Annotated in this window: 18 protein-coding genes and 1 riboswitch; of the genes, 15 read left to right on the top strand and 3 right to left on the bottom strand. The window is 34.0% G+C overall.

What is annotated here, in order from left to right; genetic code table 11:
• Nucleotides 1–17 precede the first annotated feature (17 nt).
• On the bottom strand, nucleotides 18–149 hold the full coding sequence (locus OCV48_RS12495; protein WP_021983467.1) for a hypothetical protein: 132 nt from the start codon (nucleotides 147–149) through the stop codon (nucleotides 18–20).
• Between the two features lie 84 nt (nucleotides 150–233).
• Nucleotides 234–458, bottom strand: a complete 225-nt coding sequence (locus OCV48_RS12490; protein WP_021983468.1) for a hypothetical protein — start codon at nucleotides 456–458, stop codon at nucleotides 234–236.
• Between the two features lie 227 nt (nucleotides 459–685).
• Here OCV48_RS12490 and OCV48_RS12485 point away from each other — a divergent pair, with 227 nt between their 5' ends.
• The 14 genes from OCV48_RS12485 to OCV48_RS12420 all read left to right on the top strand — a co-directional run bounded on the left by OCV48_RS12485 (nucleotide 686) and on the right by OCV48_RS12420 (nucleotide 14,397).
• Nucleotides 686–1,867: an acetyl-CoA C-acetyltransferase gene (locus OCV48_RS12485; RefSeq protein ID WP_021983469.1), complete on the top strand. Its 1,182-nt coding sequence runs from the start codon at nucleotides 686–688 to the stop codon at nucleotides 1,865–1,867.
• Nucleotides 1,868–1,963: 96 nt separating this feature from the next.
• The gene (locus OCV48_RS12480; RefSeq protein ID WP_147592112.1) at nucleotides 1,964–2,755 is read left to right on the top strand and encodes an enoyl-CoA hydratase-related protein; all 792 of its coding nucleotides are present in this window, start codon (nucleotides 1,964–1,966) and stop codon (nucleotides 2,753–2,755) included.
• Between the two features lie 118 nt (nucleotides 2,756–2,873).
• Nucleotides 2,874–3,746 (top strand): 3-hydroxyacyl-CoA dehydrogenase family protein, encoded by an 873-nt coding sequence (locus OCV48_RS12475; protein ID WP_021983471.1) that lies wholly within the window; start codon nucleotides 2,874–2,876, stop codon nucleotides 3,744–3,746.
• A 25-nt stretch (nucleotides 3,747–3,771) separates the two neighbouring features.
• Nucleotides 3,772–4,929: an acyl-CoA dehydrogenase gene (locus OCV48_RS12470; RefSeq protein WP_021983472.1), complete on the top strand. Its 1,158-nt coding sequence runs from the start codon at nucleotides 3,772–3,774 to the stop codon at nucleotides 4,927–4,929.
• 17 nt (nucleotides 4,930–4,946) lie between these two features.
• The gene (locus OCV48_RS12465) at nucleotides 4,947–5,732 is read left to right on the top strand and encodes an electron transfer flavoprotein subunit beta/FixA family protein (protein WP_021983473.1); all 786 of its coding nucleotides are present in this window, start codon (nucleotides 4,947–4,949) and stop codon (nucleotides 5,730–5,732) included.
• A gap of 28 nt (nucleotides 5,733–5,760) precedes the next feature.
• Complete coding sequence (locus tag OCV48_RS12460; RefSeq protein ID WP_394803289.1) at nucleotides 5,761–6,804, top strand: electron transfer flavoprotein subunit alpha/FixB family protein; 1,044 nt, start codon at nucleotides 5,761–5,763, stop codon at nucleotides 6,802–6,804.
• 57 nt (nucleotides 6,805–6,861) lie between these two features.
• A complete protein-coding gene (locus OCV48_RS12455) occupies nucleotides 6,862–7,995 on the top strand; it encodes a DUF3810 domain-containing protein (RefSeq protein WP_147592111.1) in 1,134 nt (377 codons plus the stop codon).
• 218 nt (nucleotides 7,996–8,213) lie between these two features.
• Entirely contained in the window at nucleotides 8,214–9,200 is a 987-nt protein-coding gene (locus tag OCV48_RS12450; protein WP_147592110.1) for a diaminopimelate dehydrogenase, read from the top strand.
• A 191-nt stretch (nucleotides 9,201–9,391) separates the two neighbouring features.
• Nucleotides 9,392–10,273: a S8 family peptidase gene (locus tag OCV48_RS12445; protein WP_147592109.1), complete on the top strand. Its 882-nt coding sequence runs from the start codon at nucleotides 9,392–9,394 to the stop codon at nucleotides 10,271–10,273.
• A 273-nt stretch (nucleotides 10,274–10,546) separates the two neighbouring features.
• Nucleotides 10,547–11,176, top strand: coding sequence for a single-stranded DNA-binding protein (locus tag OCV48_RS12440; RefSeq protein WP_021983478.1), 630 nt, complete (start codon nucleotides 10,547–10,549; stop codon nucleotides 11,174–11,176).
• 94 nt (nucleotides 11,177–11,270) lie between these two features.
• Nucleotides 11,271–11,759: a cob(I)yrinic acid a,c-diamide adenosyltransferase gene (locus OCV48_RS12435; protein ID WP_021983479.1), complete on the top strand. Its 489-nt coding sequence runs from the start codon at nucleotides 11,271–11,273 to the stop codon at nucleotides 11,757–11,759.
• A gap of 70 nt (nucleotides 11,760–11,829) precedes the next feature.
• Nucleotides 11,830–12,005, top strand: a riboswitch (Lysine riboswitch).
• Nucleotides 12,006–12,200: 195 nt separating this feature from the next.
• Nucleotides 12,201–13,100 (top strand): 4-hydroxy-tetrahydrodipicolinate synthase, encoded by a 900-nt coding sequence (dapA, locus tag OCV48_RS12430; RefSeq protein WP_021983480.1) that lies wholly within the window; start codon nucleotides 12,201–12,203, stop codon nucleotides 13,098–13,100.
• A 61-nt stretch (nucleotides 13,101–13,161) separates the two neighbouring features.
• Complete coding sequence (dapB, locus tag OCV48_RS12425) at nucleotides 13,162–13,917, top strand: 4-hydroxy-tetrahydrodipicolinate reductase (RefSeq protein ID WP_021983481.1); 756 nt, start codon at nucleotides 13,162–13,164, stop codon at nucleotides 13,915–13,917.
• Between the two features lie 117 nt (nucleotides 13,918–14,034).
• The gene (locus OCV48_RS12420; RefSeq protein WP_021983482.1) at nucleotides 14,035–14,397 is read left to right on the top strand and encodes a hypothetical protein; all 363 of its coding nucleotides are present in this window, start codon (nucleotides 14,035–14,037) and stop codon (nucleotides 14,395–14,397) included.
• A gap of 182 nt (nucleotides 14,398–14,579) precedes the next feature.
• On the opposite strand, the gene OCV48_RS12415 is transcribed toward OCV48_RS12420, so the two are convergent.
• Nucleotides 14,580–15,359 (bottom strand): prolipoprotein diacylglyceryl transferase, encoded by a 780-nt coding sequence (locus OCV48_RS12415; RefSeq protein ID WP_021983483.1) that lies wholly within the window; start codon nucleotides 15,357–15,359, stop codon nucleotides 14,580–14,582.
• Between the two features lie 246 nt (nucleotides 15,360–15,605).
• Between OCV48_RS12415 and OCV48_RS12410 the strand changes: the two genes are divergently transcribed.
• Nucleotides 15,606–16,418, top strand: coding sequence for an N-acetylmuramoyl-L-alanine amidase (locus tag OCV48_RS12410; protein ID WP_021983484.1), 813 nt, complete (start codon nucleotides 15,606–15,608; stop codon nucleotides 16,416–16,418).
• The last annotated feature ends 87 nt before the right edge of the window (nucleotides 16,419–16,505 follow it).

Below are 16,505 nucleotides of genomic sequence, written 5' to 3'. Positions count from 1 at the left end.
AAAATATGATAATAAAATTAAATTGATGCATATTTAATGCAGACTAACAATATAAACGTATTAGTAGACATCATACATTTTATACAGTCCATATCATATTCGAAAATTGATGTGTCTGTTTCTATTATAGTTGTGTCTGTTTTCTTCATAATTAACTCCATTTCACAAATAATACGCTATATTGTCAGCCATCACATTAAATGATTATAATGATATTTGAAATATCACTTAAATTAGCAGCCTAAGAAGCAGCCGCCATTTCCATTGCCACCACAGCAGAGAAGTAAGATGATAATCCAGATACAGCTATTGTTCTCACATCCGCAGCCGTTGTTACCCCAGTTTCCATTATTACCACAGCAGCATAATAGGATAAGGATTAACCAGATACAGCTGTTGTTATTGTTGTCTCCGCATCCACAGCCTCCACCACAGTTTGTTGCAGCTAAATCACTCATTTTTAAATCCTCCAAATTTTGTTTACACTAAATTCTATGTAGCATAGCTTGGTCAGTTTCCTTATATTTTTTTAATTTGTAAAAATAAAATAAAAATATAATTTATGATTGTATTATTTTATATATTGTGATAAAATTAACAAAGATAGTTTGGTACATAGTCTTTATGTCTGAACCTGACAAAAATTTAACAATCTTATTAAAATTAAATCGGAGGTATTACATTTATGTCAAGAAAAGTAGTTTTAGCAGGCGCATGTCGTACAGCAATTGGTACAATGGGTGGCTCATTAAGCACAACACCAGCAGCTGAGTTAGGTGCAATCGTTATTAAAGAAGCATTAAACAGAGCCGGAGTTGCTCCAGAAGCGGTAGATCAGGTTTACATGGGATGTGTAATCCAGGCAGGACAGGGTCAGAACGTTGCTCGTCAGGCATCAATCAAAGCAGGTTTACCAATTGAAGTACCAGCAGTTACAATGAACGTTGTATGTGGTTCGGGTCTTAACTGTGTTAACCAGGCAGCTCATATGATTATGGCTGGAGAAGCTGATATCGTAGTTGCAGGTGGTATGGAAAATATGTCTATGGCACCATATGCATTAGACAAGGCTCGTTTCGGTTACAGAATGGGTAATGCAGTAATGAAAGATACAATGGTTAATGATGCTCTTTGGGATGCATTCAATGATTATCATATGATTAAGACAGCAGATAACATCTGTGAAGAATGGGGAATTACAAGAGAAGAATTAGATGAGTTCGCATTAAAGAGTCAGCAGAAAGCTGAAGCAGCTCAGAAGAACGGTGCATTTGATAACGAAATCGTACCTGTATCAGTTAAGAAGAAAAAAGAAATAGTTGAATTCAAAGTAGATGAAGGTCCTCGTGCAGGTTCTACAATCGAAGGTCTTGCTAAACTTCGTCCAATCAATCCTAACGGATTTGTTACAGCAGGTAATGCATCAGGTATCAATGATGGTGCTGCAGCAATCGTTGTTATGAGTGAAGAAAAAGCTAAAGAATTAGGTGTTAAACCTATGGCTACATGGGTAACAGGCGCTCTTGCAGGCTGCAGACCTGAAGTTATGGGTATCGGTCCTGTATATTCTACAAAGAAAGTATTAGCTAAGACAGGTATGAAGATTGAAGACTTTGATATCATCGAAGCAAACGAAGCATTTGCAGCACAGTCAATCGCAGTAGGAAGAGACTTAGGAATCGATGTTGACAAACAGTTAAATCCAAATGGTGGTGCAATCGCACTTGGTCATCCAGTTGGAGCTTCAGGATGCCGTATCCTTGTTACACTTCTTCATGAGATGGAAGCTAAAGATGCTAAGAAAGGTCTTGCAACACTTTGTATCGGTGGTGGAATGGGTTGCTCAACAATCGTTGAAAGAGACTAATTCATACGAATTCACTTGAATACTTTTAAGATACAATAACAATTACTGCAGGCTGTACGGATTCCTGTACAGCCTGTTTTAGAAAGGAAATTTATTATGGAATTCATTAATTATGAAGTAGAAGGAATGGTTGGCATTATTACAATCAATCGTCCAAAGGCTTTAAATGCACTTAACAGCCAAGTATTAACAGAGTTAGATGAGACACTTGACAATGTTGATATAAATGCAATAAGAGCATTAATTCTTACAGGCGCAGGTGAGAAATCATTTGTTGCAGGTGCAGATATCGGAGAGATGAGTACACTTACAAAAGCTGAAGGTGAAGCTTTCGGTAAAAAAGGTAATGATGTATTCAGAAAACTTGAAACATTCTCTATCCCTGTTATTGCAGCCGTTAATGGTTTTGCACTTGGTGGAGGATGTGAGATTTCAATGAGCTGTGATATCAGAATATGTTCTGAGAATGCAGTATTTGGTCAGCCTGAAGTAGGTCTTGGAATTACACCAGGTTTTGGTGGAACACAGAGACTTGCAAGAATCGTTGGTGTTGGAATGGCTAAACAGATGATCTATACAGCAAGAAATATTAAAGCTGATGATGCATTAAGAATCGGTCTTGTTAATGCAGTATATCCATTAGAAGAGTTACTTCCTGCAGCTAAGAAACTTGCTGAGACAATTGCTAAGAATGCACCAATTGCAGTTCGTAACTGTAAGAAAGCAATTAATGATGGCTTACAGGTTAATATGGATGAAGCAATCGTAATTGAAGAGAAATTATTCGGTGACTGTTTCGAAACAGAAGACCAGAAAGCAGGAATGGGAAACTTCCTTGAGAAAGATAAAGAAAAGAAATTAAAGGTTGTACCTTTCCAGAATAAATAATATAATTAATGTACTAAATTTAATTATAGTGTCAAATGACATTATTATAAATTTATAATTACCATCAGAGATGATGGATATCAATTATCAATAATATTAAACTAATGGAGGCAAAAAAATGAAAGTTGGCGTTATCGGTGCTGGTACAATGGGCCAGGGAATCGCAAAAGCTTTCGCTCTTGTTGAAGGTTACACAGTAGCACTTTGTGACATCAAACAGGAATGGGCTGAAGGCGGAAAAGACAAGATTGCTAAAGGATATGCAAGACTTGTTGAAAAAGGAAAAATGAGTCAGGAACAGGTTGATGCAGTTTTATCAAGAATCACACCAGGTCTTAAAGAAGATCTTTGTGCAGATTGTGATTTAGTTGTTGAAGCTGCTTTTGAAAATATGGAAGTTAAGAAGACAACATTTGGCGAATTAGATAAAATCTGTAAGCCTGAATGTGTTTTTGCTTCTAATACATCTTCACTTTCTATTACAGAAATTGGAAATGGTCTTACTCGTCCAATGATAGGTATGCATTTCTTCAATCCTGCTGATAGAATGAAATTAGTAGAAGTTATCGCAGGTGTTAACACACCAGCAGAGACAGTTACTAAAATTATCGAGATTGCTAAAGAAATCGGTAAAACACCTGTACAGGTTAATGAAGCTGCAGGTTTCGTAGTAAACCGTATCTTAATTCCTATGATTAATGAAGCTGCATTTATCAAAATGGAAGGTGTTTCAGATATCGCTGGTATTGATGCTGCTATGAAACTTGGTGCTAACCATCCAATGGGACCACTTGAATTAGGTGATTTCGTAGGTTTAGATATCTGCCTTGCAATTATGGATGTACTTTACAATGAAACAGGTGACAGCAAATATCGTGCATGCCCATTAATTCGTAAAATGGTACGTGGCGGTAACCTTGGTGTTAAATCTGGTAAGGGATTTTATGTATACAATGCTGATCGTACAAAAACACCAGTTGACGCTCAGTAATGCTCATTAAGGAGGAAGAAAACAAATGGATTTTACTTTAAGCAAGAAACATGAAATGGCTAAAAATCTTTTCAAAGAATTTGCTGAAAACGAAGTTAAGCCACTCGCTCAGGAGACAGATGAAAACGAACAGTTTCCAGCAGAGACAGTTGCTAAAATGGCTAAATATGGTTTCCTTGGTATTCCAGTTCCAAAGGAATATGGCGGACAGGGATGTGACGTTTCAACATACGTTATGTGCGTAGAAGAATTATCAAAAGTATGTGGTACAACAGGTGTTATCGTATCTGCTCATACATCACTTTGCATTGACCCAATTTTAACATATGGTACAGAAGAGCAGAAACAGAAATATGTAGTACCTCTTGCAAAGGGTGAGAAGCTTGGTGCTTTCGGTCTTACAGAACCAGGTGCCGGTACAGATGCTCAGGGTCAGCAGACAAAAGCCGTATTTGATGAAGCAACAAATGAATGGGTATTAAATGGTTCTAAATGTTTCATTACAAATGGTAAATATGCTGATGTTTACATTGTAATCGCTGTTACAGGAAAAGTTGAAAAACGTGGCCGTATGCAGAAAGAAATCTCTGCATTTATCGTAGAAAAAGGAACACCAGGATTCACATTTGGTACAAAAGAAAAGAAGATGGGTATCCGTGGTTCAGCAACATACGAATTAATATTTGAAGATTGCCGTATTCCAGCTGCAAACTTACTTGGACAGAAAGGTAAAGGTTTCGGTATCGCAATGCATACACTTGATGGTGGACGTATTGGTATCGCTGCACAGGCTCTTGGTCTTGCAGAGGGCGCTTTGGAGACAACAATCGCTTATGTTCAGGAAAGAAAACAGTTCGGCAGATCAATTGCTCAGTTCCAGAATACACAGTTCCAGTTAGCAGATATGGCTACTAAAGTAGAAGCTGCTAAATTATTAGTATATAAAGCTGCTAAAGCAAAAGAAACTCAGAAAGTTTACTCACTTGAAGCTGCTCAGGCTAAGTTATATGCAGCAGAAGTTGCAATGGAAGTAACTACAAAGGCTGTTCAGTTACATGGTGGATATGGTTATATCAGAGAATATGATGTTGAAAGAATGATGAGAGACGCTAAGATTACAGAAATCTATGAAGGAACATCAGAAGTTCAGCGTATGGTTATCGCAGCAAACATCATCAAATAATTTAGGAGGTACTAATAGTGAAAGTTATCGTTTGTGTAAAACAGGTACCTGATACAAAGGGTGGAGTTCAGTTCAACCCAGATGGTACATTAAATAGAGCAGCAATGCTTACAATTATGAATCCAGATGATAAGGCAGGTCTCGAAGCTGCTCTTAGATTAAAGGATCAGTACGGTGCAGAAGTTACAGTTGTTACAATGGGTCTTCCAAAGGCTGAAGATGTACTTCGTGAAGCTATGGCTATGGGCGCTGACAAAGGAATTTTAGTTACAGATAGAGTTTTAGGTGGTGCTGATACTTGGGCAACATCTACAACAATTGCAGGTGCATTAAGAAATCTTGACTATGATATTATTATTACAGGACGTCAGGCTATCGATGGTGATACAGCTCAGGTTGGACCACAGATTGCTGAACATCTTGGAATCCCTGTAATCTCTTATGCTGAAGGTATAGAAATTGATGGTGACAGCGTTATCGTTAAGAGACAGTACGAAGACAGACATCATATGCTTAAAGCCAAAATGCCTGTATTAATTACAGCACTTTCTGAATTAAATGATCCTCGTTATATGACACCAGGTGGAATCTTTGATGCACTTGATGCTGAAATAACAGTATGGGGAAGAAATGACCTTAAAGATGTTAATGATGGAGATCTTGGTCTTAAAGGTTCACCAACAAAGATTGCTAAAGCATCTGATAAAGTTCGTAAAGGTGCTGGTGAAAAAGTTGCATTTGACTCTGCAGAAGAATCAGTATCTTATATCATGGATAAGTTATTAACAAAACACATTATTTAATCAGAGAGGAGATTTAAAAATGCAGAATATTAATTTAGAAGAATATAAAGGCGTATTTGTCTTCGCTCAGCAGGTAGATAATGAAATAAGCAGTATTGCTTTAGAATTACTTGGAGAAGCAGGAAGACTCGCAAAACCATTAGAAACACAGGTTACAGCAGTGCTTCTTGGATCAAATGTTGGAAATTTAACAGATAAGTTAGCTGAATATGGCGCTGACAGAGTTATCGTTGTAGATAATCCAGCACTTGAAACATATAGAACAGAGCCATACGCACAGGCTCTTACAGCTGTTATTAATGAATTCAAACCAGAGATTATGTTAGTTGGTGCAACAGCAATCGGTAGAGATTTAGGTCCTACTGTATCTGCAAGAGTTGCAACAGGTCTTACAGCTGACTGTACATCATTAGAAATTGGTGATTTTCCAATCAATGCTATTCCTGGTAAAGAACAGAAACATAATCAGCTTCTTATGACTCGTCCAGCTTTTGGTGGAAATACAATCGCAACAATCGCTTGCCCAGACCACAGACCTCAGATGGCTACAGTACGTGCAGGTGTTATGCAAAAAGCTGATCCTAAGCCAGGTGCAAAGGCAGAAGTTGTTAACTTTGATGCTGGTTTAGTTGAAAACAACAAATATGTTGAGATTCAGGAAGTTATCAAAGCAGTTACAGAGACAGTAGATATTATGGATGCTAAGATTCTTGTATCTGGTGGTCGTGGTGTTGGTTCTGCTGAAAACTTCAAACTTCTTGAAGAACTTGCAGAAGCTCTCGGTGGAGAAGTTTCTTGTTCAAGAGCAGTTACAGATAATGGCTGGTTACCAGTAGACCGTCAGGTAGGTCAGACAGGTAAAACTGTTCGTCCACAGGTTTACTTTGCAATCGGTATCTCAGGTGCTATCCAGCACGTTGCAGGTATGGAAGAATCAGACCTTATCATTGCAATTAACAAAGACGAAGATGCTCCAATCTTTGATGTAGCAGATTACGGTATCGTTGGAGATTTAAACAAAATCGTTCCATTGTTAACAGCTAAAATTAAAGAAGCTAATGCAGCAAAATAATTTTTAAAAATACAGATAACTCCATATATATTGCAAAATATTTATGGAGTTATCTTTTTGTATAATAATATGCTAAGAAAATTAATTAATCACGAATTCAAAAAGAATACAATTATATGTATCGGAATTATAATATTTATTTCGGTACTTAATTTTATGTCTGTTTATATAAAAGGTTTTGCAGATATTTACAGAAAATATGTGTTTGTGCATATATCTTCAATATTCTCAAGGATAACAAATATATTCAGGTATTCAGTTGGCGAAGTAATGATTACAATGGGGGTGTTTATCGTATTAATGGGCCTAATTATATTCATTGCTGGCTTTATGAAGTATAAATGGCTTAAAAGTCTAAGACGTATATACTTTAAAATTGTGGTATATATCCTTATATTTATATATGCAACAGAAACACTTAATTGTTTTGTTCTGTATCATACAACAACGATAGAAAACACTTTATATAAAGACATAGATTTATCTTCAGATATATCAGATGGAGAGAGACTGATAAATGTATACAATACGGTCGTTGATAACATTAATAAACTTTCATCTAAAATGAAAAGAGATTCAGATGGCGATTTGATTAAAAATTACAGTTATAATGAATGTAAGGCAGCACTTAGAAATATTTCTGATAGATTTACCTGTCTTTCAGGCTATTATCCATCACCTAAAGAAATATATTATTCAGATATAATGACACAGCAATATCTTGCTGGAATATATTTTCCATTTTCGATGGAAGCAAATTATAACAAATTAATGTACATTTCCAATATGCCAAGCACAATTTGTCATGAATTAAGCCATCTTAAGGGCTATATAAGAGAAAATGAAGCAAATTATCTTTCATTTGTCGCGTGCATAGAATCAGATAATGAATTTATACAATATAGTGGGTATCTCAGTGTATTTTATTATCTGTTAGACGATATCGAAACATATGCAACAGAAGAAGAGAAAGCGAATATGCATAAAATCGATAAGAGAGCATATGATGATACTATTTTCGTTAAAGAAGATGTATTTAACAAAATTGAAGAAAAATCTTTAGTATCGACAGATACACTTTCAGATGCTACAGATAAATTTATCGACAGCAACCTTAAAATAAATGGAGTTTCTTCTGGAATGGATAATTATAATGAAGTTGTCCGGCTGTTGATATTTTACTACTTTTGAAACAATGTTCTATAACATTTTGGATAATGCATTATGGACAACTTATTTTTAACAATGCTTTTGGGCAATGCATTATGGACAACTTATTTTTGACAATACTTTTTGGACAACTTCTAACAAGAACTTGACAATTAAGTTGATGAAATATATAGTTTATATGTAAAAAAAATATGTATAATGGTGTACTAATGTAAAATACATCAGGCATGGAGGTAAAAATGAAAACAAGAATAGGTATACTTGGATACGGCAATTTAGGACGAGGAATTGAATGTGCAATTAAACATAATGATGATATGGAGTTAGTTGCTGTATTTACAAGAAGAAATCCTGACGTTGTTAAAATTATGACAGAAAACGTTAAGGTATATAGTATTAATGATGTAAAAGATTTTAAAGATAAAATTGATGTAATGATTCTTTGTGGTGGTAGTGCAACAGATTTACCTGAACAGACAAAAAAATATGTTGAAATGTTCAATGTTATCGATAGTTTTGATACACATGCAAAAATTCCTGAACATTTCGCAGGCGTAGATGAAGTCGCTAAGAAGAGTGGTAAAATCGGTATTATCTCAGTAGGCTGGGATCCTGGAATGTTTTCATTAAACAGATTATATGCAAATGCAATTCTTACAAACGGAAGTGATTATACATTCTGGGGCAAGGGCGTAAGTCAGGGACATTCAGATGCTATCAGAAGAATTGATGGCGTATTAGATGGCAAACAGTATACAATTCCTGTAGAAAGCGCACTTGAAGCTGTAAGAAACGGATTAAATCCTGAACTTACTACAAGACAGAAACATACAAGAGAATGTTTCGTTGTAGCTGAAGAGGGTGCAGATAAAGCAAGAATCGAATCAGAAATAAAGAATATGCCAAACTATTTTGCTGATTATGATACAACAGTTCATTTTATTACAGAAGAAGAATTAAAGAAGAACCACAGCGGAATACCTCATGGTGGTTTCGTTATCAGAAGTGGCAAAACAGGCTGGAATGATGAAAATACACACATTATCGAATATAGCCTTAAACTTGATTCAAATCCCGAATTCACAGCTTCTGTTTTAATTGCATATGCAAGAGCTGCTGCAAGATTAAATGCTGAGGGACAGACAGGTTGCAAGACAGTATTTGATATTGCACCTGCTTATTTATCAGCTCAGAGTGGTGAAGAATTAAGAGCACATATGTTATAAGATAATACATTTATGTATTTATCCGGACATGGGAATATAAAAAATAAAACAAGTTACAATTAATTAAATCACCTCATTTAATATATAAAAACATATTTGTTTATTAAAGTTAAACGTATTGACGTAATTTAAGTCTGTCGTTATAACAAAGCAGATATATGTATTTAATATATTTGATGAGGTGATTTTTATTGGACAGAATCAGAAAACATTTTAATATAGATTATATCCACAATATGGGGATTACGGGTAAGAATATAGGTATAGCCGTATTAGATACCGGAATTTCTAATCATATAGATTTGAATGATAATTTAGTATGTTTTAAAGATTATATAAATATTCGAAAAACAGCCTATGATGATAATGGGCATGGCTCACATGTATCAGGAATAATCGCAGGAAATGGTTATAAATCAAAAGGACGTTTCAAGGGAATTGCCCCTGCTTCTAAGATAATAATGCTAAAATGTCTTGATAAAAATGGGAATGGTAAAATAGATAATGCAGAAAAGGGACTTAATTTCATTATAGATAACAGAGATAGATTTAATATAAGAATTGTAAATATATCTGTAGGTTCTATTAAGAAAACAGATGATAACGAATCAGAAAGATTAGTTAGTGCAGTTGAAGAACTCTGGAAACTTGGCTTTGTTGTAATAGTGGCTGCCGGCAATAACGGACCAGATAAGGGAAGTGTTACCGCACCTGGTAATGCTAAGAGTGTAATTACAGTTGGAGCAAGTGATGATAATATGGTATCGGGGAATGACAGAAGAAAGAATTATTCTGGAAGAGGCCCAACGAAAATATGTGTAGTAAAGCCGGAAATTGTCTGTCCTGGTACAGGAATAATAAGCTGTAATAATAAAAATGGATATTCAACTAAGAGTGGGACTTCAATGGCTGTTCCTATTGTATCCGGAATTGTTGCTTTAATGCTTGAAAGTAAACCGGATTTAACTAATAAGGAGATTAAAAAGAAAATGTATGAAACTGCGATAGACGTTGGACTGCCTAAAAATCACCAGGGGTGGGGCGAAATAAATGCAAGGCGACTTATTCTATAAACTTCTAAGTTATATCATTAGTATAATCTTCGACACATTTCTTCATTTTATCAAATAGAAAACCGAAAAATATATAATATCATTAAATTTAGGGGTTGTAATTTTTAACAAAAACGTATATATTTCAAGTGAGGTATGAAATTTTTGAATAAGATTTTATAAAAAATTTTCATATTATCAAAAAAATTATTCTAAAATCATATATGCATGCATATACTGATAAAGATAAAATTATTTAAGAAACCTAACATGGTTACAGAAGGGAGAAATACAATGGTAGATAAGGTTATTGAAAACAACCGAGTAAGTATAATAGGAGAAATTACATCTGAATTCAGGTACAGTCATCAGGTGTTTGGTGAGGGGTTCTATACCGTTGATGTCGCAGTCAACAGACTAAGCGATATGACGGACACAATTCCATTATTGGTGTCAGAAAGACTTGTTGATGTTACACAGAACTATATAGGTCATCTGGTTGAAGCATCAGGTCAGTTCAGATCATATAATAAACATGATGGAACACGTAATAAGTTGGTTTTATCAATTTTTGTAAGAGATTGGCAGCTTGTTGATGAAAATGAAGAATCAGGAAAGACAAATCAAATTTTCCTTGATGGATTCATATGCAAGTCACCAGTTTACAGAAAGACACCTCTTGGTAGAGAAATTTCTGATTTACTTATTGCAGTAAACAGACCATATGGTAAATCAGATTATATCCCATGTATTGCCTGGGGAAGAAATGCAAGATTTGCATCATCCTTTGAAGTTGGTAAGAGAATACAGATATGGGGAAGAGTACAGAGCAGGGACTATGTAAAAAAGATTAATGAAACAGATACAGAGAAGCATACCGCATATGAAGTATCTGTCAGCAAATTAGAATATATTGATCAATAAACATTTTTATCATTTTAATACGGAGTTGCAAAATATCAGAATATATGCTATGGTATACAAAATTGATTATTGCTTATATAGATGAGGTATAGGAATGACAGAAAAAGGATATGTACAGGTTTTTTGTGGAAATGGCGAAGGTAAATCTTCAGCAGCCATAGGAAAAGGTATACTTAGTGCTATTGATGGCAACCAGGTCATTGTTGTTCAATTTATGAAAGAGAAGAATGACAATGAAAGCAGGTTTTTTCAACGTCTAGAGCCTGAAATTAAGCTTTTTCGCTTTGAAAAAATGGAAATATGTTTTAACGATCTTTCGGAAGACGAGAAAAGAGAAGAAATAACTAATATGAGAAACGGATTAAATTATGCTAAGAAAGTCTTAGTGACTGGAGAGTGTGACGTTCTTATACTAGATGAGGTTTTAGCCTTAGTTAATGAAGGTATCATCGAATGTGAAGAGTTATATCCGATACTTGATGCAAGATCAGATGATACAATTATAATTATGACTGGCAGGATTATGCCGGAGAAATTAAAAGATTATGTTGACTATGTGTCAAACATAGAAGCATTGTGCTAATTTTATCATATTTACATTGACAATAAATATATATAGTGATATTATTCAAGTAGATAGTTTTAAATTATTATATTTTAGTAGAGGTTGCGTATCATATCAGTAATGTGGCAGATGTGTCAGGCACATAAGAAGTCATGTGAAAGGGTGTTACGCCGAAAGAATATTCTTCCTGAGAGAATATATCTTGGGCATATGGTTAAAAGCTATATGACTGTCATCTTATAGAGATGGTGAGCTACAGACGTGTGAATATCATATGAATTTATGGAGCTGACCGTTTTGGTTAGCTCCTTTTTAAATTTTAAAGCGTTTGTAAAAAAATTTGAACGGTAGAAAATAAAAAAGGATTAGTGAAGCCCACAGTCGTTCAAATTATCGGGCATTTTCACATTTATGTATATAATGTATATTATATAGTAATGTGAAACACATGGTGATTTTATGGCTATATTTACAGGAGCAGGTGTTGCAATAGTTACACCTATGAACGCAGACGGAAGTGTTAATTTTGACAAACTTGGAGAAACAATCGAATACCAGATAGCAAACAAGACAGATGCTATCATTATCTGTGGAACAACAGGTGAATCTTCTACATTAACTCATGAAGAACATTTAGCATGTATTAAATATGCAGTAGATAAAGTTGCAAAAAGAATTCCAGTCGTTGCTGGAACAGGTTCAAACTGTACTGAAACAGCTATTTATCTTTCAACAGAAGCTGAAAAATACGGAGTAGATGGATTATTAATTGTTACACCATATTATAACAAGGCAACTCAGAATGGTCTTGTTGAACATTTCACATCCGTTGCAAATAGTGTAAAAGTACCTATTATTTTATATAACGTACCAAGTCGTACAGGTTGCAATATTTTACCTGAAACAGCTATTAAGATTGCTAAAAAAGCATCTAATGTAGTAGCTATTAAAGAAGCAAGTGGAAATATTTCGCAAGTTGCTAAACTTGCAAATCTCATCAGAGAGAATAAATTAGAATTTGATATTTATTCAGGAAATGATGACCAGATTGTACCTGTATTATCATTAGGTGGAAAAGGTGTAATCTCGGTTCTTTCTAACATTGCACCTGAAAAAACACATAATATCGTAGCAAAATATCTTGAGGGAGATGTTAAAGAGAGTCTTAAATTACAGTTAGAGGCATTAAATGTTATAGATGCATTATTCTGTGAAGTTAATCCTATTCCTGTTAAAGCTGCACTTAATATGATGGGCTTCAATGTAGGACCACTTAGAAAACCATTGACAGAGATAGAAGACGTGCATAAAGAAACATTAAAAGCCGCAATGACTTCTTATGGAATTGATGTAAAATAATTCAAAATATCATAAACTAAACAACATATAAGAAACACATAGAAAAGAGGTTAGTTTTAAAATGACAAAAATAATAATGCATGGCTGTAATGGTAAAATGGGTCAGGTTATATCTAAATTAGTTGAAGAAGATAATGGTTCAGAAATAGTAGCAGGAATTGATATTTGTGACACAATTGAGAATTCATATCCTGTATTTACAAATATAGATGAATGTGATGTTGCAGCCGATGTTGTAATAGACTTTTCATCAGCTAAAGCTATAGATAAACTACTTGAATTCTGTAAGAAGAGAAATTTACCATTGGTATTATGCTCAACAGGATTATCTGAAGAACAGATTTATGCTGCACATAATCTGAGTAAAGAGATACCAGTATTAAGATCTGGAAATATGTCACTTGGGATTAATACAGTAATGAAGGTGCTTAGTAATATTACTAAATTACTTTCAGATGCAGGTTATGATATCGAGATAATCGAGAAACATCATAATCAGAAAGTAGATGCTCCAAGTGGAACAGCACTTATGTTAGCTGATACTATTAATGAGCAATTAAATTGCGAATATAAATATGTATATGACAGAAGCAATATTCATGAGAAGAGAAGCAAGAAAGAAATAGGAATTTCTTCTGTAAGAGGTGGAACAATAGTTGGTGATCATGATGTAATATTTGCAGGTCCTGATGAAGTTATCCAGATTACACATAGAGCATATTCTAAAGGAGTATTTGGTAAAGGGGCCATTGAAGCAGCCAAATTTCTTGCAAAACAGCCGGCAGGTTTCTACGATATGAGCGATGTTATAGGATAATTAAATTAACATTATTTTCCAGAATAAATAATTATAATAAGTCTCCTAAATGGTTATATTAATAAAGAGATATATAGTTTTTATCTCTTAGTATATAATCTTAGGAGGCTTATTTTAATGAAAAAAGAGCGCAGATTTAAAGGTAAAATATTACTTATTGCAGCTATTGTAGCATCTTATATGATTTTCGCAACAGCTTGTGGTACAGATGATAAAAATAATAATGACACTACAACAGGTAACGATGGTCAGGAAATGACATCAGCAACTAACAGAGAAAATACTACTAATAAAACAAACCATAAAGACGACCGTAATGGTGGAATTGTAGATGATATAGGAGATGACATCGTAGATGGAGTAGATGATATTGCCGATAAAATAGACGGAGACAGAGATAACAGAAACAATAATACTAATAATGATAATAACGATAATAACAAAAATTCAAATGTCAACAGTTCGACATCAGGCCAGTAAAACCAGCTAATAAAAAAATTACAATAAATGTAATACAAAATGTAAAAAAACGGTTGTAATCAATGAGGATTATATTAATACTCTATCTGATTACAGCCGTTTTGATATTGATATTTTTACGATTCAAACTTCACTCATACATATGCAAATTTATTTAATACAGACGATTTAAACAAATATCATTAGATATCCTTTTTATCTTTTTTTAGTATGAGATAGAAACCAATAGGAAGAAGCAACAGGCTAATCCATTGAGATGTAGAAACACCTAATACAATTCCACGTTCTACATCTCCCCGAAGAAATTCCAAAGAAAAGCGAATGATGGCATAACATATCAGGTACAGACCAAACATACTATATCTTTTGTGAATCTTACGTGCAATCAATATCAGAACAATAAAAAGAATGAAGTTAATAAGTGCTTCTAACAATTGTACTGGAAAACGTGGAACAGCACTTAAGTCTGATACAAATTCATTATCTGGAAATTGTATAGCAAATTTACCATGATATTCAATTCCATAACAGCAGCCACCCATAAAACAACCTATTCGTCCAAATGCGTGAACTAAAGGAATAACAGGGGCAATAATGTTTAGAACTTTACCTAAATCAATTTTAAACCATTTACAATAGAACCAGTATCCAAATAAAGCACCAAGAAGCCCGCCGTAGAATACGAAGCCGCCAAATGCGTATGATATGGTTTCTAATACGTGACCTTTTACAAAACTTATATTTCTTATAATTTCAGGAATAACAGTTATAAGATATAAGATTTTTGCTCCGACAATAAGTCCTACACTTGCTAAAATAGTCGATAAAACAATATCAAGTTTCTCAATATTATATTTTTTTGATGTAAAAACAGCTACAAGAACGCCGATTACAAGTCCTATGAAAATAATACTTCCATATGTAGGAAGTTCTATAGGTCCTAAATGCAATAATGGATGCATAGTTTAAATCCTTTCATTAAAAAATCATTATTTAATTTCGTAAATGTTCGCTTAAAGCGAAAAATATTTTATCATATTATTAATACAGTGTCAAAATTTGTACGTATCGCATATATTATAGCAAACTTTGCAGATATCATCATTAATATTTTAATGATTAAGATTTATGCGTATTAATATAATAGACAGACACCCTTACTTAATATATGAATAGAATAATTAAAAATATAAAAAAAGAGGATATATATGGCATATACTGTAATACTTGATGCCGGACATGGCGGAAGTGATTTCGGTGCAACCTACAATGGAAGAAAAGAAAAAGATGATACTTTGCGACTTGTGATGGAAATTGGCAGGATATTGCAGGAGAATTGTGTTAATGTTGAATATACACGAACAACAGATGTATATAATACACCATATGAGAAAGCTGTTATAGCAAATAATTCTGATGCTGATTTCTTTGTATCAATTCATAGAAATGCATATACTGTTCCCAATACCACAAGTGGCGTTGAAACTCTTGTATATAATGATAATGGAATTAAAGCTGAAATGGCAAGAAATATTAATTCTAGATTATCAAGGTTGGGATTTATTAACAGGGGCGTTATAGAAAGACCTAATCTGGTAGTTCTTAAGAGAACAAGAATGCCTGCAATATTAGTTGAGGCAGGTTTTATTGACAGTGATAAGGACAATGCATTATTTGATGAAAGTTTTGATGAGATTGCGATGGCAATTGCTATGGGAATAATAGAGACAATAGGTGGAGGCTGTGACAAAATAGAGGGAAGTTCTAATGATAATAACCATAATAATAACCAGTCAGAAGTCAACAGGAAACTTTACAGAGTACAAGTAGGGGCATACAGAAACAGGGAATATGCCGATGAGTTAGTAAATGAATTAAAAGATGAGGGATATCCTGCATTTATTGTGCTTGAAAATGGTCTGTATAAGGTACAGTCAGGTGCATTTGCCGTACTTGATAATGCAGTCAGAATGGAGGATAAATTAAGAAGAGCAGGATATAATACATTTATCATTGATTAAAAATATGTTGACAACTATAACATATTTCTATATAATTTAGTTAGTTTACGAGAGGATAAAGATAGATAGGAAATTGGTGGATTATAG

It is taken from the genome of Bovifimicola ammoniilytica (assembly GCF_025567085.1).
GTDB classification, from domain to species: domain Bacteria; phylum Bacillota; class Clostridia; order Lachnospirales; family Lachnospiraceae; genus Bovifimicola; species Bovifimicola ammoniilytica.
The sequence above is the reverse complement of the archived record's forward strand: the minus strand, read 5'-3'. Positions and strand labels throughout refer to the sequence as shown.

Bases quoted from the DNA above. Each gene is read 5' to 3' on its own strand.
- OCV48_RS12440 (WP_021983478.1), top strand. From the start codon at position 10,547: ATGGTAGATAAGGTTATTGAAAACAACCGAGTAAGTATAATAGGAGAA.
- OCV48_RS12415 (WP_021983483.1), bottom strand. From the start codon at position 15,359: ATGCATCCATTATTGCATTTAGGACCTATAGAACTTCCTACATATGGA.
- OCV48_RS12450 (WP_147592110.1), top strand. From the start codon at position 8,214: ATGAAAACAAGAATAGGTATACTTGGATACGGCAATTTAGGACGAGGA.
- OCV48_RS12485 (WP_021983469.1), top strand. From the start codon at position 686: ATGTCAAGAAAAGTAGTTTTAGCAGGCGCATGTCGTACAGCAATTGGT.
- OCV48_RS12410 (WP_021983484.1), top strand. From the start codon at position 15,606: ATGGCATATACTGTAATACTTGATGCCGGACATGGCGGAAGTGATTTC.
- dapB (WP_021983481.1), top strand. From the start codon at position 13,162: ATGACAAAAATAATAATGCATGGCTGTAATGGTAAAATGGGTCAGGTT.
- OCV48_RS12490 (WP_021983468.1), bottom strand. From the start codon at position 458: ATGAGTGATTTAGCTGCAACAAACTGTGGTGGAGGCTGTGGATGCGGA.
- dapA (WP_021983480.1), top strand. From the start codon at position 12,201: ATGGCTATATTTACAGGAGCAGGTGTTGCAATAGTTACACCTATGAAC.
- OCV48_RS12480 (WP_147592112.1), top strand. From the start codon at position 1,964: ATGGAATTCATTAATTATGAAGTAGAAGGAATGGTTGGCATTATTACA.
- OCV48_RS12475 (WP_021983471.1), top strand. From the start codon at position 2,874: ATGAAAGTTGGCGTTATCGGTGCTGGTACAATGGGCCAGGGAATCGCA.
- OCV48_RS12420 (WP_021983482.1), top strand. From the start codon at position 14,035: ATGAAAAAAGAGCGCAGATTTAAAGGTAAAATATTACTTATTGCAGCT.
- OCV48_RS12435 (WP_021983479.1), top strand. From the start codon at position 11,271: ATGACAGAAAAAGGATATGTACAGGTTTTTTGTGGAAATGGCGAAGGT.
- OCV48_RS12495 (WP_021983467.1), bottom strand. From the start codon at position 149: ATGAAGAAAACAGACACAACTATAATAGAAACAGACACATCAATTTTC.
- OCV48_RS12470 (WP_021983472.1), top strand. From the start codon at position 3,772: ATGGATTTTACTTTAAGCAAGAAACATGAAATGGCTAAAAATCTTTTC.